The organism is Enterococcus sp. DIV1083b (genome assembly GCF_051713705.1).
Taxonomy (GTDB): Bacteria; Bacillota; Bacilli; order Lactobacillales; family Enterococcaceae; genus Enterococcus_D; species Enterococcus_D casseliflavus.
On sequence record NZ_JBIOQJ010000001.1, the window covers coordinates 721,868 to 742,212 of the forward strand.

Here is a 20,345-nt window from a genome sequence, read left to right on the forward strand (position 1 = left end):
TGAATTGTTGAGAATTTAGCTGCGAGAAAAAAGTCAGGTTTTCCAATCGATGAGCATTGCTAAAAGACGGTAAAAAGGCTCTAAACAGAGGTATAAAATATAACGCTCAAAGATTCCTTCTATGAGCGTTGGGCATAGAGCAGATTTCTGCCGTATTATTTTGAAATAGGTGTTAATGTTACATCCTGTGATCATAGACAATCCATGAAATCAGATAAGTCAAAAAAGCAAACACCAGACAGCTTCCGAACAGCAGGATAGTCATAATTCTCAAGGTAATGGCAGAAGTGATAAAGCCATTGCCAAACAGGAAAAAGAGCAGCACGAACGCTAAATAAACAAGAAGAATTCGATAAGTCGTTTTTGACGCTTCTAATCCAACGATTTTCTCCCGTTCATCTTGTGCACTTAATTCTCCTTCTTTTTGGGTATAGCCATCTGCAGCGCCGATTTTCTTTTCATACAGCTTTCTGGCAATCGAAAAGAAAAGAATAGCCAAAAGGAAAATAAGCCAAGAAAAAGGAAAAGTCACATCAATAGAAAAACTTTTATCCGCCGTGCTGAAAGTGGATGCAGCTACTGTCTGGCAAGCTGCGATGATGAATAGAGTTGCGACAATCATATTGCCGATTTGTTCAAATAGTACTTTTCTCATAAGACACCCCTCAAATTAATCATATTTGTTCTTTATTTTCATCAAGAGAAAAAATTTCTGTCAGATCCATATTTAATGCTTTGGCAATTTGAAAAGCCAGTAAAAGGGAAGGGGTATAACTGCCCTTTTCTAAAGAGACAATCGTCTTGCGAGAAACCCCAACCCTATTTGCCAATTCTGCTTGTGTCAGCTTTTTATTTTTACGAAAAAATTGTACTTTGTTGATGATCATTATAGAAACTCCTTCAAATGTGTAGTTAACTACACATTTTAGTGTATACTTTTAAAAAAGAGAAGTCAACTTCTCTTTTTTTATACTAAGAAGAGACAGCCTCCTTCATCTCTCACTTTTTTTCTTTTAGTTATAAAAAATAATTAAAAAAGAGTAGGATAAAATTTTATAATTAAAGTAAAGCTAAAAGAAATAAGGATGAAAGAATATTATTAAAAGGAGTGATCTAATGTTAGCAAAAAAAATCAGTGAACCGAATGACTACCTAGCCTATTCAAAAAAAGTCTTAACAACATCCGGGATACTGGTGACCTATCCTAAACTTGCCGTATATTACTTCGAGTTGTGCAGGGCGTTCAATTCTGTTTATAAAGATCGATCAAAACCGTTTTTTGACCAAATGAGTGCATTGTTGTCGATAGATGCCCAAATACAAATTTTGTTAGATTTGACTGAAACTACGAGAACAGATTTATGTCAGGAAATCGGTATGAATGAAGAAGAAGTTATCAGTATGATCCGAAACGACCATAAGTATTATTATCGCGAACTTACAGGAGTATCGCGAGATCAGGACCCTCGGTGGTGCTTGATCTATTTGAGCGAGGAGTGATCTATTTGTTGCGGAGGCTATCAAGTAGAGCAGCTGTTTAGCGAATGATATAGGAGTCACAAGAAGACGTAAAAAGGGCAATCTTTTTAAAAAGAAAAAAATCTAGCGAGGTTATCTTGTGATTTGTTATACTAATAGCAAGCGGCTGATGGTGACATCTTGGATTCAGCAAATATGTTCATGTGAGCGCTTTATTGATTGGGTTAGGAAAGAGGGAATGAAATGACGAAGAAAATTGTCTTTTTAGATGTAGATGGAACATTGTGCGATGATGCGGGAAACGTACCTGAAAGTGCTCGCCAAGCGATCACAGCGGCACATAAGAAGGGGCATGAATTTTTCTTGTGTACGGGTCGTTCAAAAGCCGAAATCACAGAAGATGTACTGGCACTGCCTTTAAGTGGAATGATTGGTGCCGGCGGCGGTTATTGCGAGGTGCACGATGAGGTGATTTTGCACAAAGTTTTTGAAAAGGAAGCCTTATTAAGACTGATCGATTTCTTAAAAGCAAACCAAATCGAGTATTACTTGGAATCGAATCAAGGATTATTTGCAAGTACCAATTTACGAAATCGGTTGATTGAGATTGTCTTAGCAGGTGAGCCTGTTGAAAGTGAAGCAGGAAAACAACGTGTTCAAACTATTCAGTGGTTCCTTGATTTATTGATCGAGGACGAAGCGAAAATCGATTACGATGACGTGAACAAAGTTTCCTTCATCAATCATTCCATTCCTTATGAACAGGTCCATGACCAATACCACGAACAATTCCAAATGATTCGCAGTACAGTTCCTGTTTTTGGCAAAGACAGTGGCGAGATCGGCATCAAGAATATCCACAAGAAAACAGCCATCGATTTTCTCTTGAACCATCTAGGGATCGATAACAAAGATACCTTGGCGTTTGGTGACGGCCATAATGATGTCGAAATGTTTGAAGCCGTTGCGACAGGAATTGCGATGGGCAATGCCTGTGAACAGCTATTGGCAGTAGCTGACGAGGTGACGGCTCGACCAGAAGACGGCGGGATTGCGCAAGCGCTCCAAAAGCACGGTCTGGTGTAACCACTAAGAAGCAGATGTCTGCACAATTCTTTTGTTTCCTAGAGGAATTGATCAGGAGTTGAGCGACGTTGTTAAAGTGACCTGTAAAACCAACGATTGACAAGGAGGCTGGGTAAATGAAGGAAACGACCTTTTTTTGTTATCTTGAACAAGCTTTGAAAAACCTGAAGGCGACAGAAGCCCTGCGTTTTAATATCGAAGGCGAAGTCAAGCGGCTGATGAAGGTGTACAGTGAAGCAGAAATTTGTGAGAAAGTAAAAGAGGATCCCTTTAAAAAGTAAGGACATTTTCTTATGAAACACAGCGAATAGAACAAACACCCAACCTCGTGAAAGGCACAAAAGCGATCAATGCTTCTTTTCAGGGAGGGATACTCAGGTAACTAGTTGTTGTATCAAAAAAGACTGATTTCAATTGAATCAGTCTTTTTCGTTTTTCTCAAGCAGTCAGATAAGCCACTAAAATAGCAAACAGGTCGAACAAGACATGTGTGCCCCAACTAGTCAGGATCGAGTTGCTCTTGATGGCAGCTTGGTTAAATAGCAAGCGCGCCACCCCTTGAATGAAAAGAATATGGACCAAGGTATGGAAAACATTGCCGTTGTCATAAGTGCTGTAATGAACCAAGCCAAAGATGATCGCGGAAAGGATGCTGGCAACTGGCAAGGTACATTTACTAGAAAAGATCGCTAAAAAGAAGATGGAAAAGAGTTCTTCTCCAAGTAACATGATTGGAATAACTAGCAGAGTCAACCATTGAAAGCCTTCGTTCACTGGATTTCCGTGAAGATCCCACTTTAGTCCATATTGCAAAATGAGAGAAACGAGGAAGCTGATCAGGATGTTTAGAAAAAAATACTTGCTGATCGTCTTCACTGGCGCGATGGGTTTTCCAAAGAGCTGCTTGACTGCTTCTTTACCGTAAACTAGCCGTAATGCCCAATAGCTGGCAATCGACAATGAGAAGATGCTGACGATGGCAGGGGCATACAAAAGACCGATCAAACCGATACCTGCGAGGACCGTTCCTAGTAAAGCGTGGTTCCATGAGATTTGTTTTCCTATAAGTTTGTTCATTTACTTTTCTCTCCTTATTAAGCTATAGAGCATGTACTATTTAGCTGTTTTCTCTGATTCTTCTGCAGTGTGCTTTTTGTGCCGTAATATAAGCGATAAGTACAACAATGAACGTTTTGGGTGATTTTCATATCATCGCTTCATTTGCGCCAATTCTTTGTACGGTACAAAAGATAGAGTAATCGATAACGAGTTTCTGAAACAAGATGGTCGTATATTTCGGACTTTTTTATGGTTGAGCAACTAAGTGATGGCGGATGCACAAGTACTAAGTTACTTCATTAAGAAAGGAAAACTGACTTCCAGATTCGATGGAATAATCGTCAACAAAGAAACGACATCGCTATGTTCTCTTGAAATCGACTAAAAATTCCAGAATATTTCGAAAAATACCATTGCTTATTTATGGCAAAACCATTAGTATTATTAGAAAAACTGATGGTGAATCGATGATAAAGCGAGCCTTTAACAGTGAGAAAGCCGAATCAGTGGCATGAAATAGGAGTGATAAGTGTGGAAGAGTTATGGAATGTATTAAAACCAGCCGAACAAGTCGAACTGAAATTAAGAAAATTGTATACGCAGCATCATTTTTCACCTTATCACTCGAACAATTTTGAAGAGTATCGCAACTATCAGCAAAATGATCAGTTTTTGCGTGGTTCTTCCATCATCACGTTTACAGGCACGGATGGCAGGACGATGGCGCTAAAACCCGATGTCACCTTGTCGATTGCCAAAAATACACCTTCTGGAGAAGCGCGCAGAGTGTATTATGTGGAGGATGTCTATCGACAGGATCGTCAAGCAGGGGAATACCAAAAGATCGATCAAATCGGTTTGGAGCTCATTGACCAAATCACATGGGAAGATCAACTGGAGGTTGTAAAACTGGCTTGGGAAAGTTTGGCTCAGGTGGGAAAAGGGACCTTGGATCTGTCTCATATGGGGATTTTGGATGGCATCTGCCAACGCTTCCCCGAAGCGGATCGACAAAAGGTACTGCACTGCCTGCGGGACAAGAGTTCCCATGGCATGGATGCACTGACTGAAAAGGCTGGCTTGTCAGCAACAGAAGCTGAAAAATTGGCGAAACTGGTACGTTTGTCAGGTGATTTTGAAACCAAGTATCAAAAAGCCAAAGAGCTGCTGGCAGAGTATCCCCAAGCACAAGCTGGTTTAGCAGAACTAAAACAACTGTATCAAGCATTGCAAAAAGAACAACTGTCAGCCTCCATTCGGATAAGGCTGGATTTTTCAATTTTAAATGATGCCGATTATTACAGTGGCTTGCTGTTTCAAGGATTCATCGAAGAAGCAAGAGAGACGATTTTATATGGCGGCCGTTATGATCGCTTGATGAGTCGGCAAGGCAAAGAGCAAGGGGCGATCGGGTTTGGTATGAAGCTCAACCATGTAGGGCAAAAGGTGCCGACTGACAACGAAAGTTCAGGCTATTTGAACATTGCGCTACCTAAAGGCCGCATGGGGGATGCCGTATACGATTTATTCACGAAAGCTGGAGTTGCTGCGCAAGGCGTCTTCAAAGACAATCGCCAACTAATTTTTTGTGATGAAGAAAACAAGTTGCGCTTTTTCTTAGTCAAGCCGAGCGATGTGGCGATCTATGTGGAGCACGGAGTGGCGGATATCGGTGTCGTAGGCAAAGATATTTTAATGGAAAGCAAGGCAGAAGTCATCGAATTTCTTGATTTGCATATGGGGGTCTGCCGTTTGGCAGTAGCTGCGCGTACGGATTTCGAGGAAGATTTCTCCCGCCCGCTGCGGGTCTCCACAAAATATCCGCAGATCACCCGCCAATTTTATCAAGGGTTAGGTCGCTCGGTGGAATTGATCCAACTGCATGGATCGATTGAATTGGCTCCTTTGTTAGGTCTCTCCGATGTGATCGTTGACATCGTCGAAACGGGGACGACACTAAAAGAAAATGATTTAGAAGTGATCCAAGACATCGCGCCGTCTTCAGCGCGTTTAGTGATCAACCACGCCACGTGGCGTTTCAAGCAAGAACGCATTCAAACAGTGATTGAGAAGGTGAGGGAGCAATTATGAGAATTTTTTCGACCCAAAAAGATACGATCGAAACGATTGTGGCAAGGAAACAGTCGGAAACGAAGGATGTTTCAACCGTTGTCGCCCAAATCATTGCCCGTGTTCAGCAGCAAGGAGATCAGGCGTTGTTTCAATTAATTGAAGAAATCGATCAAGTGACCTTGTCTTCCTTAACCGTCAGTCTTGAGGAGGTTGAAACGGCTGTCCAAGCCGTCTCCCCTGAGCTGCTTGAGGTGATGGAACAGGCGAAGGAAAACATTTTGGCATTTCATCAAAAGCAAGTCCAGCAAGGCTTTGTCTTGACGAAGGAAAATGGCGTTGTGATGGGACAGCGGGTCTTGCCACTAGCAAAAGTCGGGGTCTACGTTCCTGGCGGCACAGCAGCTTATCCTAGTACGGTTTTGATGGATGTCCTGCCAGCAAAAATCGCCGGGGTCAAAAAAATCGTTATGATCACACCGACGGACAGCCAAGGAAAAGTTCCAGCTGCTATCTTAGCGGCAGCTTCCGTTGCTGGAGTGGATGAAATCTACAAAGTCGGTGGTGCCCATGGCGTAGCGGCATTGGCTTATGGGACAGAAACGATTCCCAAAGTCGACAAAATCGTCGGACCAGGAAATATTTATGTCGCCACAGCGAAAAAAATGGTGTACGGCGAAGTTGATATCGATATGATCGCAGGGCCCAGCGATGTGCTGATCATCGCCGATGCCAGCGCAAATCCTCGCTGGCTGGCAGCGGATCTTTTGGCACAAGCCGAGCATGATATCTTAGCGCAAGCCATCTTAGTCACGACAGAAGCAGCCTTGATTGAACAAGTCCAAGTAGAGCTTGATTTGCAGCTGAAGGAACTGCCCCGCAAAGACATTGCTGCTGCGGCGCTTGAATCTAGCGGAAAGCTGATCCTAGTCAAAGATTTGACCGAAGCACTTACCATTGCCAATCAAATCGCCCCAGAACACCTTGAATTAGCAGTGGCAGATCCTTTTGCTTTGTTGGGACAAGTAGAAAATGCGGGTAGTGTCTTTTTAGGACATCATACACCAGAAGTGCTGGGAGATTATTTTGCTGGACCAAATCATACCCTACCGACGGAAGGGACCGCCCGTTTTTACTCGCCGTTATCAGTGGATGATTTTATTAAGAAAAGCAGCTACTTGTATTACCCAGAAGCAGCCATGAAGGCGGCTGGTCCAGCCGTAGCGTTGTTCGCAGAAACCGAAGACTTGATCGGCCATGCCCGTTCGATCAATGTACGAAGAGAGGGAGAAAAATGACCTTTTTACATCAAAAGTATCACAAGCTGACTCCTTATACACCAGGGGAACAAGTAGACGAGCAAGCCGTTATTAAACTGAACACCAATGAAAGTCCTTATCCGCCAGCGCCAAGTGTTCAAGCAGCGGTTGCCGATGCCGCCCACAAGCTGAATCGTTACTCGGATATTGCTGCTGAAGTGGTGACAACCCCTCTGGCTGCTTATCTTGGCGTTACACCAGCCCAGCTGTTTCTCGGTAATGGCAGTGACGAAGTCTTGTCCTATCTCTTTCAAGGCTTCACGGAAAACGGCATCGCCTTTCCCGATGTGACCTATGGGTTTTATCAAGTGTATAGTGCCTTGTACCAAGTCGCTGCCACCGTTGTTCCGCTGCAAGAAGATTTCTCGATCGCGTTAACGGACTACGATTCGCTCAAAGGGACTGTCATTTTTGCCAATCCCAATGCGCCGACTGGGGTTTATCAAGAACAAAGCGAAATTTGTGCCTTTCTAAAACGGCATCCCGATCGCTTAGTGATTGTCGACGAGGCCTATATCGATTTTGGCGGCACTTCAATGGTTTCTTTGATCGATCAATACCCAAATCTCTTGGTTGTGGGGACGTTTTCGAAATCTCGGCAGCTGGCAGGGGCACGCCTAGGCTTTGCGGTTGCTAATGAAGGACTGATCCAAGACTTGAATCGGTTGAAATTTAGCTTGAATCCTTACAATGTCAATAGTTTGACCCAAGCCGCAGGTGCAGCCGTTTTGCAGGAACAAGCGTATGTCGATGAGAAGATCCAAGCAACGATCCACGTGCGTGAGTGGAGCAAGCAAGCCCTAGCGAAACTCGGCTTTGAGCAGACCGACAGCCAAGGAAATTTTTTGTTTGCAAGGCACCCTGTGATTGCTGGTGAAGAGTTGTATCAGGCACTGAAAGAGCAGAAAATCTTCGTCCGCTGGTTTAATCAGCCCCGCATCAAAGAGTATTTACGGATCACGGTAGGAACGAAGGCCCAGATGGAACGATTGATGACGGTGTTAACAACGATCATAGAAGAGGTGAAGGAATGAGAAAAGCAGAAGTTACCCGCAATACGACTGAAACCAAGATCCACCTGCAGTTGACGATCGATGGTACTGGTCAGCAATCAATCAAGACTGGTGTGGGGTTTTTAGACCACATGCTGGAATTATTTGTCCGCCACGGTCGCTTTGATTTGACGTTGGTCTGTGATGGTGATACAGAAGTAGATGCCCATCACACAACAGAAGACGTTGCCATCGCCATTGGCCGAGCGTTTTCAGAAAGTCTTGGGGAGCGACGAGGCATCAAACGTTATGGCAGTATGCTGCTGCCGATGGACGAAGCCTTAGTCATGACAGCGATCGATATCAGCGGTCGCGGCATGGCAGTCGTAGAGTTGGCGATACCGAGTGAAAAAATCGGGCAGCAGTTTGATACGGAATTGGTTGAAGAATTTTTCATTGCTTTTGCCCGTGAATTAGGTGCTACGATCCATCTCCATCAAATCGCTGGCAAAAACAGCCACCACATTGTGGAAGCTTGTTTTAAAGGATTTGGGCGTGCTTTAGGTGAAGCAGTAGCGATCAATCAAGCAGCCCCAGATGAGATTCCTTCAACCAAAGGGACGATCCAGTGAGTCATGAGGGAAAAATGATTACGTATCTTCCACACAGATGGATGAGATAAGGAAAGGGGCGTATTATGTTAGCAATCATCGACTATGGGGTCGGCAATTTGTTCAGCTTGTCTCGTTCGCTGGATTATTTGGGGGTTGACTGCCGAATCACGCGTTCACTAGCAGAATTAAAAGCTGCCGACCGCATTCTTTTACCTGGCGTAGGCGCTTTTGGCGATGCCCGCCAAAAGTTGGCAGAGTTGTCGCTGATCGAACCGATCCAAGAATTGGCAGCAGCTGGCAAACCCTTTTTAGGCATTTGTTTAGGGATGCAGCTGTTGTTCGACAGCAGCGAGGAGTTTGGCACACATGTGGGGCTCGGTTTGATTCCAGGACGGATCGTTTCCATGCAAAGCGCCTTTGAAGAAGCCAAACTGAATCTGAAAGTGCCGCAGATTGGTTGGAATCGGCTGACTGTCAGAAAGGAAAGTCCTCTCGTCAGCGGGCTAGGGGAACAAGACTTTGTCTACTATGTCCACAGTTATTTTGCTACTGATTGCCAAGAGTATGTCATAGCAGACAGTGACTATGGTCTAGCAATTCCCGGTATCGTGCAAAAAGACAATGTCTTCGGCACTCAGTTTCACCCAGAAAAAAGTGGGGCTGTCGGGTTGAAGATTTTAAAAGCATTTACGGAGGTGCCGCTATGAAAATTTTTCCAGCAATCGATCTGTTAGATCAAAAAGTGGTCCGTTTGTACCAAGGAGACTATGAGCAAAAAGAAGTGTTTGGAGACGATCCAGTGGCATTTGCTCGTTCATTTGAAGAAGAAGGTGCCAACTATCTGCACCTCGTCGACTTAGATGGTGCCAAAGCTGGCAAACTCCATTACTTTGATGTCGCAAAAAAAATCGTCCAGCAAACCAATCTGTTTGTCGAAGTTGGCGGCGGGATTCGTGAGGAAGAAACGATCCAGCATTGTTTGGCAGCAGGCGTTCATCGGGTGATCCTCGGCACGATTGCCCAGAAAGACCCAGCATTCACAAAAGCGATGCTTAAGAAATACGGCAATAAGATCGCGATTGGGGTCGATGCCAAGGAAGAAAAAGTGGCCGTGGAAGGCTGGCTCGAGAAAACGGCAACAGACGCGTTTACTTTTTGCCAACAATTGGTGGAATGGGGCGCGCAAACGATCATCTTTACCGAAATCTCACGTGACGGTACAGGAGAAGGCATCAATCTGCCGCTATACGAAAAACTCAATCAATTGGATTGCGACATCGTGGCTTCTGGCGGCGTGGCTTCATTGGCAGATATTAAAGGATTAAAACAGTTGGGCATCTCTGGCGTGATCGTTGGGAAATCCTTATATAACGGCAGTCTCCAATTGGCGGATGTCTTAGCAGCAGGGGAGGCAGAAGCATGATCGCCAAACGAATCATTCCTTGCCTTGATGTGCGAGATGGGCGAGTCGTGAAAGGGGTCAATTTTGCTGGCTTAAAAGATGTCAATGATCCAGTGACTTTGGCGCGCTTTTACAATGAACAAGGCGCCGATGAGCTGGTTTTTTATGACATTACTGCTTCTGCAGAAGAACGCGGCTTATTCACGGACATTTTGCAGCGCGTGGCGTCAGAAGTGTTTATTCCTTTGACGGTGGGCGGTGGCATCAATCAAGTAGCAGATTTTGAACGAGTCTTAAACTGTGGCGCCGACAAAGTCAGCGTCAATTCGGGGGCACTTCGCAGACCAGAGTTGATTGCAGAAGGCGCGAAACGCTATGGCAGCCAGTGCGTTGTTTTATCCGTTGATGTTCGCCGTGTCGGTGAGAACTGGCATGTGTTTGCCAAAGGCGGACGGGAAGATACAGGCTTAGAAGCATTGGCGTGGATTCGCCAAGCTGAGCAGTTAGGTGCTGGTGAACTAGTCATCAACAGCATGGATACCGATGGCGTGAAGCAGGGGTTTGATTTAGACTTGCTGAAAGCTGTCAGCGAAATCACCAAATTACCGATCGTCGCATCGGGTGGTGCTGGCAAAAGTGCCGATTTTATCGAGCTGTTTCAATTGCCAAATATTGAAGCAGGGTTGGCGGCCTCGATTTTTCACTATGGCGAGGTAAAAATCCCAGAACTGAAAAAACAATTACAGGCCGTCGATATTCCCGTACGAATCGTATAGCGTTGGCGTTTTGATAGGCAATAGAAGGAGTGGATAACATGGTGCAAGTACGATTTGATGAACAAGGATTGGTTCCAGTGATCGTGCAGGATGTGGAAACGAATGAAGTTTTGACCTTGGCTTATATGAACCAAGAAAGTTTGACCTTGACCTTGAAAGACCGATTGATGACCTTTTATTCCCGCAGTCGCCAAGAATTGTGGCGCAAAGGAGAAACCAGCGGCAATTACCAGCATTTAGTATCATTGACCGCAGATTGCGATCAAGATGCTTTAGTCGCCAAAGTAAAAAAAGACGGACCTGCTTGCCATACAGGCACAGAAAGCTGCTTTACAGAGGTGCTTTATGGTACAGAATCCTCTCCGACCATCGATGCGTTGTATGAGCTGATAAAAGGTCGTAAAGATACGCCGCAAGAAGGCAGCTATACCAGCTACTTGTTTGAAAAAGGCAGTGAGAAAATCTTAAAAAAAATCGGCGAGGAAGCAACCGAGGTCGTGATTGGGGCGATGAAGGAAGACCGCCAAGAAACCGTTTATGAGATTGCTGATTTGGCGTATCATACATTGGTTTTAATGGCAGAAATGGGGATTGATTTAGCGGCTATTCGCCAAGAGCTTGCCAAGCGTCATGTTGTGGATAAGAAAGTCAAACAAGAACGGATGCAATAACGGTCAGGGGTTTTCAGTAGAAAGAAAGCAACTGACGATAAAAAAAGAAGCCCTTCAGCCATTGTTTGAAGGGCTTCGCAACCGTGGCGATAAAGTTGATCTGCTGGTACTTTGAGTGAGCACACAAACTGGCTATTTGTTTTCCAACTCTTCGATCAATTCTTTCATTTCTTTGATTTCTTTTTCCTGTGCGTCAATGATTTTTTCTGCAAGTTCTTTTACTCTTGGATCAGACAAATCGGCATTTTTACTGGTTAGAATCGCAATCGAATGATGGGGAATCATGGCTTTCATCCAGGCCGTATCTCCCACGGCGGTTTGGCTTCTGACCATAAACAGTGAACCAAAAAAGAGTACAACACTGACAACTAAAATTCCGATATTCATTTTCTTGTTGTCATACATCTTCCACATAAATAACAGCATGATGATCGCCATCATCGCGCCCATCATTAGTGCCATAAATAGGCGGGTTTGGCTGAAAAAGATATGATCGAGGGCGTAGACATTGAAATACATCATACAAAACATAATCACCGTCGATACCCCAATCATTACCAAAAATTTCCCGTATTTCCTCATTTCTTTCCTCTCCTTTTTGTGTACAAAATAAAAACAATAAAGCAATCCAAAACATCATCGGAACAGATGCTTTTTTTCGTTTATTGTTTTGTTAGAATAAATTTACTCCCTAAATCAAGTATAGCGGAGGAAGTAGAATGAGAGAAGCGATATACATTTGAACGAAAACAAATGGGTTCTTAGAGTAAAAAAGCGAAAACGGGATTACTCGTCTAGGTTTATTTGTTATAATCAACCTAAGAAATGGATGGTGTATAGAATGAATCACAATGATCGCTTGACGCGTTTACGCTATGCTTTGGATATCAAGGATACCGACATGGTGAAAATTTTTGAACTTGGCGGCGCTTCTTTCACAAAAGAAGAAGTAAGACAATTATTGAAGAAAAAAGATCCTGAGACCTACGAGATTGAGTGTACCAATGAAGCCTTTGAGCGTTTCTTAAATGGTTTGATTCGCTCGCAACGAGGAACAAAGCCAGATGCTGCAGAACCTGTCCTAGAGTTGAACAATGGCAATGTAAATAATTTGATGCTGAAGAAAATAAAAATCGCCCTTTCCCTAACAACAGATGAAATGCTGGACATTTTCGAGCAAGCGGGAGTTAAAGTTTCAAAAGGTGAATTAGGCGCCATTTTACGAAAAGAAGGCCATCGCAATTACAAACCATGTTTAGACAAATATGCCCGCAACTTTTTAAAAGGATTGACGATCGAGTATCGGGATAACTAGTAAAAAATCAATAATAGGCTGAACTTACAATGGGCCGCCCAAAGAGATGCATGTTATGTGTCTCTTTTTTTGTGTGTAAATTAAAAAAAACAATTTAAATCAGTGATTATAACGCTAACTGAGGCCAAGCTTGGAGCATGAAGGAGCAGGTGAAGTGAGCGATCTGTTTGCTTGAATAACCTGTTTGTTAAAACCTGACAAGTTTGGTCATTTCTGATACAAATGTTGACGTGTTCAGAATGATGAACCATGTAATACTATCAAAATGAACAGGGGTATCCTGTGTCTAAAGATTGTAATTAACAAGTCGTCACCATCATCAGAAGGGGAAGTTTGTCGATAGGTGAAAGATAGGAAAGCGTATCGTATTTAAACGAATATAAAAGGAGAATGTTATGAAAAGGAAATTTTGGGGCTATTTGTCATTGGCGATCTTGTTAAGTCAGCCTGTGTTGGCACCTTTGGCACAAGTTATGGCTGAGGAACAGGAAACCATTCCATCAAACAAAGAAATCACGACATTAGGAACATTAGAAAAAGTGGAGGAGACTACTGAAACAGTCGATTCTTCTCGTATAAAAGAAGAAATCAACGGTGACACCACAAGTAACTCAGAATCGCAAGAAGTGGTTAATGATGATGAGAAAAGTGGCTCGACGGAAAGTACAGAAAAAAACCTCCCTGATTCAAGTAAAGACACAGCTAGCTCGGCAACTGAATCATCAGCGGAAATGAAAGAGGCATTCTCTAATCGAAGCGTTTCATTAGACGCTTGGATGCCGGATAAGAATTTGCAAAATGAGGTAGCGAAAGGGCTAAACAAAACAGTTGATACGATCACTCAAGAAGATATGGTGAATCTAAAACAGTTAGATTTTTCTTCTTTAGTCAAAGACACAGTAGTCGATTTTACTGGTTTAGAATACGCTAGCAACTTGCAAGCGTTATACACGACGTCTATTATTGCTACGAATGTTCCCCAAATCACTATGGCGGAAAATGCAACATTGTTTACCCGTCCTAATGTACTAGCACACGTTCTTCCAAAAGGATCTTTTTCAAATATCCACATAGGAAATTATGATGCCTATTTGACAGCCCAAGAATTAATTGGGGTTGGTCAATATCTTAGTGGATGGGTAACAGATTATCTGACGGTCTATGCAAGTAGCATGACGGATTTTTCTAAGTTAGAGCTATCTCCAGAACACCATCAAAATTCCCAACTATCTATTATGACTCAGGAGAAAATACTATTAGAGCCAATGCTAGTAAAAGATGGCCAATCTGATGTTCTTTATAAAGACCGTATGATGGTTGATACCCAAGGAAATGCGTTGCTCTCTTCTTTGTCCAACAAAAAGTATTCTTATTCGATTCGGGGGATAGATAAAAATGGCTATATCTTTCCCTTATATGAAAATGATGGGTTTGAACTGACTGAAGAAGGGATTCAATTTAAAAATATTCCCGCCAATGTTGACTATTTGTCAATCACTTCTCTGGTTCCTAATCGTTTATCCACCGAGAGAGCTGCTAGTACAGGTACCATTCAATATTTAGTGAATTATCAAGTACCTGTGAAGTATGTGAATACTGCAGAAGATGTTACGGTCAAGTATCTTGACGAAAACGGACAGACGCTTGCACCAAATGTCACTTTATCAGGGTATGTAGGCGACCCCTTTACTACGGAAGAAAAGGATATCTCAGGCTATACACTGAAAGAGATCCAAGGGGATAGGATAGGGACCTTCAGTGATGTCGCGCAAGAAGTCGTTTATGTCTATGAACGTAGTGATGCAGCGCCAGTTACCGTGAAGTATGAAGATACAGAAGGCAATGAATTGGCAGCACCAACCGTAATGAATGGCAAAATAGGTTTGCCATATGAAAGTGAAGCCAAAGCAATCCCAGGCTGGTACGTATCCCAAATGCCAGAAAACGCCAATGGGACTTACAGTGAAAGTGCTCAAGAAGTAATTTATGTCTATGAACGTAGCGATGCAGCGCCAGTTACTGTGAAGTATGAAGATACAGAGGGGAATCAACTATCCGCCCCGACAGTATTGAGTGGCAAAATAGGGTTGCCATATGAAAGTGAAGCCAAAGCGATCCCAGGCTGGTTTGTAGCTCAAACGCCAAGCAATGCTACAGGTACATTTAGCGAAACGGCACAAGAAGTAATTTATGTCTATGAACGTAGCGATGCAGCGCCAGTTACTGTCAAGTATGAAGATACAGAAGGGAATCAACTATCTGCACCGACGGTATTAAGTGGCAAAATAGGTCTGCCATATACAAGTGAAGCTAAAGCAATCAATGGCTGGTACGTTTCTCAAACACCAACTAACGCTAACGGGACTTACAGCTAAACGGTACAAGAAGTCGTTTATGTCTATGAGCGTAGTGATGCAGCGCCAGTTACTGTGAAGTATGAAGATACAGAAGGCAATGAATTGGCAGCACCAACCGTAATGAATGGCAAAATAGGGTTGCCATATGAAAGTGAAGCCAAAGCGATCCCAGGCTGGTTTGTAGCTCAAACGCCAAGCAATGCTACAGGTACATTTAGCGAAACGGCACAAGAAGTCATTTATGTCTATGAACGTAGTGATGCAGCGCCAGTGACGGTCAAGTATGAAGATACAGAAGGGAATCAACTATCTGCACCGACGGTATTGAGTGGCAAAATAGGTTTACCTTATACAAGTAAAGCTAAAGCCATCCCAGGCTGGTACGTTTCCCAAATGCCAACTAACGCTAATGGGACTTATAGTGAAAATGCGCAAGAAGTTACCTATGTTTATGAACGTAGTGATGCAGCACTGGTTATCGTAAGATATGAAGACATGGAAGGAAATCAATTAGCTGAACCAACGATCCTTAATGGAAAAGTTGGCTTGTCTTATGAAAGCAACGCCAAAGAAATATCTGGCTGGCGGGTTTCAAAGACGCCTAAAAATGCAAAAGGTACCTTCAGTGATGCCGTCCAAGAAGTTATTTATGTTTACAGTGCTGATAAAGAGAATGAACCGGGAGAAGATTCAGGAAAAGATACACCAGAATCAGAAAACAAGACGCCGGACGAAGAGAACGGGAATAGCTCAGGAAATAACAGCAAGCAAACAAACACACAAACCAAATCAAAAAATAAGTTGCCTGCAACAGGAGAACAACTTACAGGTCAACGAATCATGGGCTTTTTGGGAGTCATCACTGTTCTGTTTTCTTTCGTAGTAATTTTGAGACGAAAAAGAAAAACTGAAAATTAAAAGCTTTTCAATAGAGAGGAAAGAGTATCCAGAATTGATTGTTTTCTGGATACTCTTTGTTTAACCCTATTTAAATATGAGCGAGAATATAGGTTTTTATCAGTAATCTTTCGAATGTTACGTTCTTGAATTCATCATTCAAGCCATCACGATAGGCAATAGTCAAGACTAATTTTCCTGTTGTTTTGTCATAGTCTTCCACGTTTAGTTCTAGAGAGAAGTTCTTAACATTGGCATCAATATAAGAAACAATTTCTTTTTCTTCCTCACCGATTTTTATCGAAAGTGTGCTTTCTCCTAATAAATTCGCCTCCTCCAGAACTGTTTTGGCTGAGCGTATTTCAGGCTGATAGAAGACAGTGTTTGTTTGAGTTAAATAGATTCTACTTATTCGCAACGGAACTGTGATCTTTCCAAAGTCATTTGAGACAACGATCCCAGGTTTATTACTAGGGGAGACAAAGACAGCGAGACTTATTAAAATTGGAACGAGAATACTAGCAACACTTGACCATACTATTTTTTTTGATATTTTCATTGATTTCAGTTCATTCAGCGAAGCATGAACACCTGTCCCCCCATTCTTTTTAATTAATGTAAGAAGTTAGCTTGATTATGGCGAAGATACTTTAAAAATAACTGTACTAATTTTCAACTTTATATAAGCGTAATTGATAGAAAGTAAAAGCTTTTGGAATTGTTGAAATGCTCAAAGGCTACCTAACTCTTCGATTGTAAATACTCCTAAAAACCGACTCTCTTATTATCGTAGCAAAATATACGGTTTTTTACTTTTATTATTATAAAATAATTTTTTGATAAATAGCGCTTTGGACTGTTTTGTCGTCTTAAACTAGCTGTTAGAAAGAGCAATGTTCTCCAGACGTAGTAACTCGTAGTTCTAAGTAGTTGTAGCCATGATTTTGCTTATCCTAAATGATTCAGAAGGTGATAGTTTCAGAGACAGCTTCTTATAAAATGAAATAAGTAGTCAATGAATACACACTGAATGAAAATAGATCGTGAAAGGAGTATAATTACCTTAAAAATAAAGTTAAGAGGTATTATTATGTATAAATTTCTTTTAACTAAATTAGACCAAGATGTTTATGAATTGTTTGCGCATTTTTTTGAGCAGGCTGTGGAGCGTGAAAAACTAAATGTTCTTGCTGAAAAGACAAACTTATCAAAACGACGAATCGTCTTAGTTTTTGAGCGAGCACTCGATTTGCAAACGGCGTATCCTTATTTTGAGATTGCGTTGCATGAAGGTAGAGAGATGACGCTTTATTTTGCGCCGAATTTTCTTTTGTCTAAGCTTTATTCGGTCATGCTAGAAGAAAGCATGCCATTTCAAATTTTAGACAGACTCTTTAGTGATAAGTATGTGTCGCTGGAAGAAACCGCCCAACAACATTATGTCAGCAATCGCACGGTTCAAAGAAAACTAAAGGAAGTAGAAACGATTCTTGAAAATTATCACATTCGATTGAACCTAAAAAGAAAACCGCTTTTTGTGGGCGAAGAATACCGCATTCGGCATTTTTTCCACATCATGTATTGGCAGATCTATGATGCAACGAACGTGCGTTATAGTGGATTGACGAAACAAAGTGTCAGTACATTGAAGAAAAAGTTGACAAGTTATCCCAGTTTTTATCGCGGGATTGATCAGGAGAAATTTGTTCAATTGTTGGCGTTAAGTATTTATCGTTTTAAAAGAGGCTTTCCTGTAAAAGAGATTCCTCAAGAGATGAGGGAGATGAGGCATCTGACGATTTCCTTTGAAGAATTTAAAGAAGAGCTGATCAAGCCATTGCTAAGAGACAATTTGATTCTAAATGGGCTTCCAGAAACAGAATTTCTCTTCTTGTATTATATGTTTTCTGTCATGACGACGTACTTACCTGAAGAGATTCCTAGTCAGTTAACAATTGGGGATCATTTTTCTCCACGAGCAATCGCTGCAGCAAGGCTATTTGCGGAAAACGCTCAGAAAGTTTTTCTCGTTTCTGAAAGCAATATTGATTATCTGTTGGTCAATGCCTTGAATATTCATTCGGTTTCGCTTCTTTTTGCATCGAAAAATAAGATCGATGCCTTTGGAAAAAGCACCACGGACAAAGATTATCGCCGTGTCTTTCCTAAGATTTTTCCGTTTGTTCAGGAGATGTACGAATCGTTAGCGCAACAATCACCAATTTTTTCAACCATGTATGAAGCGAACAATCGCTTGCTTTTTCAATATAGTATGCTTCTTTCTCTGGTAGCGAAAATTGATCGTTCTACGGTTCGTATTTTTCACGAATCAAAATTCGGAAAAATCCAAGAAATCAGACAAAAGGAACGATTGAAGCGCTGGTTTGGGTACACACTTTCATTTGTTTCCGAAAATCCCGATTTTGTCGTGACAGATTATCCCGTCAATCGGCAAGCTTTTATTGACCAAAATCCCAACGTCCAATTTTTTAAATGGAATAGTTTTCCAACGGGGGATCGCTGGCTTGAACTGATTGAAGCAGTTGAAAAGTTCCAGAATGAGTTTAGTCAAAAACATACGTAAAACTGTGGATTTCACAGTATGAAAAAAAGGAGGATTCTCAAAACCAGAGAATCCTCCCTTTTTTTAGTAGGAAGCGAAAAGTTTTGCACAGCGTTTCTCAGATTTCCTATGTAGTTTGTCAATCGCTCAATCGGCTATTGGGCTTGTTTACTTTTATGAAACTAAAATTGATACGATCCAACCCGAAGGTATCTAACAGGACTTTATTTGCTTCTAACAAACAAATGATTGGCGTCTCCTTTCCTAAAAAACATGTAATAATGCAGGCATAAAGATCTCGGTCAACAGAAACGTTTTACGAAAAAGCGAAGGTAAGAAAGAGTGTTCGAATCCTCTATTTAACGTAATGCTAGTGATTTCAGCCTAAAGGTCGATTTCCTTTCAATATTTCCATAGAGTACGCATCGACGTATTCGTTCCAACGATAAACACATAAACAGGATTTTACATAAGATTCACCAATCAATAGAACAGGAGGACTAAAGATGGAGTCAGCATTTAAGATCCATTCAATGGAAGAATATTTAAACTTCTACATGGAAGAAACGGAGCGGCTTTTTTTCAAGGAAGAGTTTCCAGAACTCAAAGAAAAGATTCTTGCCAATTGCTTCGAAATCAAACGAGCGATCCAAGAAATCAATCACGAAAACTTTTTTGAACAGTATGCGAGAATCAATACATTAGAAGCAGAGATTTTGATTATTTTGGAATGCAGTGAATTGCGGGGGAGTGACAATGTGGTCCCTTTTGCTGAGGCAGAAATTTTGCAAGTGGCGAAACAAGATAGAAAAACCTATTTTAAAGAAAGATGTGGGCTGACATTGATCGCGCCTACGCCCCATTCATTGCATTTTTCCGTGGAGTAGTTGAAGTAACAACAAAGATCATTCGTGAGGAAAAAGTGTTATAGGAAGTTTGAAAGGAGCCTTTCATTAAGGTTTGTGCAGGAGTAATTGTTTTACCAAAAGAAAAGGCTGCAGTTTTTTATGCAACTTTGGAGGCATTGTGGAAAAAAGCTGTACCTTTGATATAAATTCATTCAACAAATAATTGGAGGTCACAGATGAATGCAATAGAAAAGAGGATCCAGTTTATTGTCGAAGCTGACAAGCTTAAAGCCATCCTTAGACAATCGACACTGATCTATGATAGAAACCAACGGGAAAATGATGCAGAGCACACCTGGCATTTGACATTATGTGCACTATTGCTTGCAGAACATGTCGCAACCGAAGGGCAAGTGGATTTGTTGCGAGTACTCAAAATGTTAATTATTCATGATATGGTAGAAATCGAAGCAGGTGATACCTATTGTTATGATGAAGCTGGGTACCTGGATAAAGTACAGCGAGAACGGGAAGCAGCTACAAGTTTATTTTCTACATTACCGAGAGAACAATATGATGAATTTATGGATTTGTGGGAAGAGTTTGAGGAGATGGCAACCGTAGAAGCAAAATATGCAGCGGCAATCGATAGGTTACAGCCTGTCTTGCAGATATACTACTGTGACGGGAATACCTGGTTAGAAAATAACATTGATGGTGAACGCGAATTAAAACGAAACGAGGTCATCAAAGAAATTATGCCAGAAGTTTGGGACTATGTTAGAAAACTTATAGATGATGCCGTAAATAAAGGTTGGCTGAAGCAATAAAGCAAAAATCAATAAGCTGCTAAACATGAGCCGAAGTAGAAGAGCATCATCAAAATGAACACCAAAT

The 20,345-nt window shown here is 41.9% G+C and carries 22 protein-coding genes; 17 read left to right on the forward strand and 5 right to left on the reverse strand.

Annotation, left to right across the window (positions count from 1 at the left end):
• Window positions 1–178: 178 nt before the first annotated feature.
• Window positions 179–655, reverse strand: a complete 477-nt coding sequence (locus tag IGI69_RS03330) for a hypothetical protein (RefSeq protein WP_270788180.1) — start codon at window positions 653–655, stop codon at window positions 179–181.
• Window positions 656–674: 19 nt separating this feature from the next.
• The gene (locus tag IGI69_RS03335; RefSeq protein WP_015509098.1) at window positions 675–887 is read right to left on the reverse strand and encodes a helix-turn-helix transcriptional regulator; all 213 of its coding nucleotides are present in this window, start codon (window positions 885–887) and stop codon (window positions 675–677) included.
• A gap of 229 nt (window positions 888–1,116) precedes the next feature.
• Here IGI69_RS03335 and IGI69_RS03340 point away from each other — a divergent pair, with 229 nt between their 5' ends.
• The 3 genes from IGI69_RS03340 (at window position 1,117) to IGI69_RS03350 (ending at window position 2,846) form a co-directional block, all read left to right on the forward strand.
• Window positions 1,117–1,500: a DUF7006 family protein gene (locus IGI69_RS03340; RefSeq protein WP_015509099.1), complete on the forward strand. Its 384-nt coding sequence runs from the start codon at window positions 1,117–1,119 to the stop codon at window positions 1,498–1,500.
• Between the two features lie 222 nt (window positions 1,501–1,722).
• Entirely contained in the window at window positions 1,723–2,565 is an 843-nt protein-coding gene (locus IGI69_RS03345) for a Cof-type HAD-IIB family hydrolase (RefSeq protein ID WP_074934501.1), read from the forward strand.
• 116 nt (window positions 2,566–2,681) lie between these two features.
• Window positions 2,682–2,846: a hypothetical protein gene (locus IGI69_RS03350; protein ID WP_164888623.1), complete on the forward strand. Its 165-nt coding sequence runs from the start codon at window positions 2,682–2,684 to the stop codon at window positions 2,844–2,846.
• A gap of 157 nt (window positions 2,847–3,003) precedes the next feature.
• Here the strand turns inward: IGI69_RS03350 and IGI69_RS03355 are convergent, their stop codons facing one another.
• Window positions 3,004–3,642, reverse strand: a complete 639-nt coding sequence (locus IGI69_RS03355) for a CPBP family glutamic-type intramembrane protease (RefSeq protein WP_270788182.1) — start codon at window positions 3,640–3,642, stop codon at window positions 3,004–3,006.
• A 513-nt stretch (window positions 3,643–4,155) separates the two neighbouring features.
• Between IGI69_RS03355 and hisG the strand changes: the two genes are divergently transcribed.
• The 8 genes from hisG (at window position 4,156) to hisIE (ending at window position 11,468) form a co-directional block, all read left to right on the forward strand.
• Window positions 4,156–5,715: an ATP phosphoribosyltransferase gene (gene hisG / locus IGI69_RS03360; RefSeq protein ID WP_010747551.1), complete on the forward strand. Its 1,560-nt coding sequence runs from the start codon at window positions 4,156–4,158 to the stop codon at window positions 5,713–5,715.
• Window positions 5,712–6,992 (forward strand): histidinol dehydrogenase, encoded by a 1,281-nt coding sequence (hisD, locus tag IGI69_RS03365; RefSeq protein ID WP_284592019.1) that lies wholly within the window; start codon window positions 5,712–5,714, stop codon window positions 6,990–6,992. Before hisG ends, hisD begins: the two co-directional genes overlap by 4 nt.
• A complete protein-coding gene (hisC, locus tag IGI69_RS03370) occupies window positions 6,989–8,047 on the forward strand; it encodes a histidinol-phosphate transaminase (protein WP_270788185.1) in 1,059 nt (352 codons plus the stop codon). Before hisD ends, hisC begins: the two co-directional genes overlap by 4 nt.
• The gene (gene hisB / locus IGI69_RS03375) at window positions 8,044–8,637 is read left to right on the forward strand and encodes an imidazoleglycerol-phosphate dehydratase HisB (protein ID WP_005225202.1); all 594 of its coding nucleotides are present in this window, start codon (window positions 8,044–8,046) and stop codon (window positions 8,635–8,637) included. The genes hisC and hisB overlap by 4 nt, the downstream gene beginning before the upstream one ends.
• Before the next feature lie 65 nt (window positions 8,638–8,702).
• Entirely contained in the window at window positions 8,703–9,326 is a 624-nt protein-coding gene (gene hisH, locus IGI69_RS03380; RefSeq protein WP_074934506.1) for an imidazole glycerol phosphate synthase subunit HisH, read from the forward strand.
• Window positions 9,323–10,042, forward strand: a complete 720-nt coding sequence (gene hisA / locus IGI69_RS03385) for a 1-(5-phosphoribosyl)-5-[(5-phosphoribosylamino)methylideneamino]imidazole-4-carboxamide isomerase (protein WP_015509107.1) — start codon at window positions 9,323–9,325, stop codon at window positions 10,040–10,042. The genes hisH and hisA overlap by 4 nt, the downstream gene beginning before the upstream one ends.
• Window positions 10,039–10,797: an imidazole glycerol phosphate synthase subunit HisF gene (hisF, locus tag IGI69_RS03390; RefSeq protein WP_005225205.1), complete on the forward strand. Its 759-nt coding sequence runs from the start codon at window positions 10,039–10,041 to the stop codon at window positions 10,795–10,797. The genes hisA and hisF overlap by 4 nt, the downstream gene beginning before the upstream one ends.
• A gap of 38 nt (window positions 10,798–10,835) precedes the next feature.
• A complete protein-coding gene (gene hisIE, locus IGI69_RS03395; protein ID WP_010747556.1) occupies window positions 10,836–11,468 on the forward strand; it encodes a bifunctional phosphoribosyl-AMP cyclohydrolase/phosphoribosyl-ATP diphosphatase HisIE in 633 nt (210 codons plus the stop codon).
• Window positions 11,469–11,600: 132 nt separating this feature from the next.
• On the opposite strand, the gene IGI69_RS03400 is transcribed toward hisIE, so the two are convergent.
• Window positions 11,601–12,050 carry a DUF305 domain-containing protein gene (locus tag IGI69_RS03400; protein ID WP_270788186.1) on the reverse strand — a complete coding sequence of 150 codons (450 nt, stop codon included), beginning with the start codon at window positions 12,048–12,050 and terminating at the stop codon, window positions 11,601–11,603.
• Window positions 12,051–12,309: 259 nt separating this feature from the next.
• On the opposite strand from IGI69_RS03400, the gene IGI69_RS03405 reads away from it, so the two are divergent.
• From IGI69_RS03405 to IGI69_RS03415, 3 genes are all read left to right on the forward strand, one after another.
• Window positions 12,310–12,783: a DUF1456 family protein gene (locus IGI69_RS03405; protein ID WP_010747557.1), complete on the forward strand. Its 474-nt coding sequence runs from the start codon at window positions 12,310–12,312 to the stop codon at window positions 12,781–12,783.
• A 395-nt stretch (window positions 12,784–13,178) separates the two neighbouring features.
• The gene (locus IGI69_RS03410; RefSeq protein WP_438739719.1) at window positions 13,179–15,158 is read left to right on the forward strand and encodes a MucBP domain-containing protein; all 1,980 of its coding nucleotides are present in this window, start codon (window positions 13,179–13,181) and stop codon (window positions 15,156–15,158) included.
• Window positions 15,159–15,212: 54 nt separating this feature from the next.
• Window positions 15,213–16,058: a MucBP domain-containing protein gene (locus tag IGI69_RS03415; RefSeq protein WP_270788188.1), complete on the forward strand. Its 846-nt coding sequence runs from the start codon at window positions 15,213–15,215 to the stop codon at window positions 16,056–16,058.
• A gap of 70 nt (window positions 16,059–16,128) precedes the next feature.
• On the opposite strand, the gene IGI69_RS03420 is transcribed toward IGI69_RS03415, so the two are convergent.
• On the reverse strand, window positions 16,129–16,596 hold the full coding sequence (locus tag IGI69_RS03420) for a hypothetical protein (RefSeq protein WP_438739721.1): 468 nt from the start codon (window positions 16,594–16,596) through the stop codon (window positions 16,129–16,131).
• A 531-nt stretch (window positions 16,597–17,127) separates the two neighbouring features.
• On the opposite strand from IGI69_RS03420, the gene IGI69_RS03425 reads away from it, so the two are divergent.
• The 3 genes from IGI69_RS03425 (at window position 17,128) to IGI69_RS03435 (ending at window position 20,278) form a co-directional block, all read left to right on the forward strand.
• Window positions 17,128–18,621, forward strand: a complete 1,494-nt coding sequence (locus IGI69_RS03425) for a helix-turn-helix domain-containing protein (RefSeq protein ID WP_121259908.1) — start codon at window positions 17,128–17,130, stop codon at window positions 18,619–18,621.
• Window positions 18,622–19,106: 485 nt separating this feature from the next.
• Window positions 19,107–19,487, forward strand: a complete 381-nt coding sequence (locus IGI69_RS03430) for a DUF7006 family protein (RefSeq protein WP_060792976.1) — start codon at window positions 19,107–19,109, stop codon at window positions 19,485–19,487.
• 197 nt (window positions 19,488–19,684) lie between these two features.
• Window positions 19,685–20,278 (forward strand): HD domain-containing protein, encoded by a 594-nt coding sequence (locus IGI69_RS03435; protein WP_438739724.1) that lies wholly within the window; start codon window positions 19,685–19,687, stop codon window positions 20,276–20,278.
• Window positions 20,279–20,345: the final 67 nt, after the last annotated feature.

Bases quoted from the DNA above. Each gene is read 5' to 3' on its own strand.
- IGI69_RS03340 (WP_015509099.1), top strand. From the start codon at position 1,117: ATGTTAGCAAAAAAAATCAGTGAACCGAATGACTACCTAGCCTATTCA.
- IGI69_RS03430 (WP_060792976.1), top strand. From the start codon at position 19,107: ATGGAGTCAGCATTTAAGATCCATTCAATGGAAGAATATTTAAACTTC.
- IGI69_RS03355 (WP_270788182.1), bottom strand. From the start codon at position 3,642: ATGAACAAACTTATAGGAAAACAAATCTCATGGAACCACGCTTTACTA.
- IGI69_RS03420 (WP_438739721.1), bottom strand. From the start codon at position 16,596: ATGAAAATATCAAAAAAAATAGTATGGTCAAGTGTTGCTAGTATTCTC.
- hisH (WP_074934506.1), top strand. From the start codon at position 8,703: ATGTTAGCAATCATCGACTATGGGGTCGGCAATTTGTTCAGCTTGTCT.
- IGI69_RS03405 (WP_010747557.1), top strand. From the start codon at position 12,310: ATGAATCACAATGATCGCTTGACGCGTTTACGCTATGCTTTGGATATC.
- IGI69_RS03345 (WP_074934501.1), top strand. From the start codon at position 1,723: ATGACGAAGAAAATTGTCTTTTTAGATGTAGATGGAACATTGTGCGAT.
- hisF (WP_005225205.1), top strand. From the start codon at position 10,039: ATGATCGCCAAACGAATCATTCCTTGCCTTGATGTGCGAGATGGGCGA.
- IGI69_RS03350 (WP_164888623.1), top strand. From the start codon at position 2,682: ATGAAGGAAACGACCTTTTTTTGTTATCTTGAACAAGCTTTGAAAAAC.
- IGI69_RS03410 (WP_438739719.1), top strand. From the start codon at position 13,179: ATGAAAAGGAAATTTTGGGGCTATTTGTCATTGGCGATCTTGTTAAGT.
- IGI69_RS03435 (WP_438739724.1), top strand. From the start codon at position 19,685: ATGAATGCAATAGAAAAGAGGATCCAGTTTATTGTCGAAGCTGACAAG.
- IGI69_RS03330 (WP_270788180.1), bottom strand. From the start codon at position 655: ATGAGAAAAGTACTATTTGAACAAATCGGCAATATGATTGTCGCAACT.
- IGI69_RS03335 (WP_015509098.1), bottom strand. From the start codon at position 887: ATGATCATCAACAAAGTACAATTTTTTCGTAAAAATAAAAAGCTGACA.
- hisB (WP_005225202.1), top strand. From the start codon at position 8,044: ATGAGAAAAGCAGAAGTTACCCGCAATACGACTGAAACCAAGATCCAC.
- hisIE (WP_010747556.1), top strand. From the start codon at position 10,836: ATGGTGCAAGTACGATTTGATGAACAAGGATTGGTTCCAGTGATCGTG.
- IGI69_RS03425 (WP_121259908.1), top strand. From the start codon at position 17,128: ATGTATAAATTTCTTTTAACTAAATTAGACCAAGATGTTTATGAATTG.
- hisD (WP_284592019.1), top strand. From the start codon at position 5,712: ATGAGAATTTTTTCGACCCAAAAAGATACGATCGAAACGATTGTGGCA.
- IGI69_RS03400 (WP_270788186.1), bottom strand. From the start codon at position 12,050: ATGAGGAAATACGGGAAATTTTTGGTAATGATTGGGGTATCGACGGTG.
- hisA (WP_015509107.1), top strand. From the start codon at position 9,323: ATGAAAATTTTTCCAGCAATCGATCTGTTAGATCAAAAAGTGGTCCGT.
- hisC (WP_270788185.1), top strand. From the start codon at position 6,989: ATGACCTTTTTACATCAAAAGTATCACAAGCTGACTCCTTATACACCA.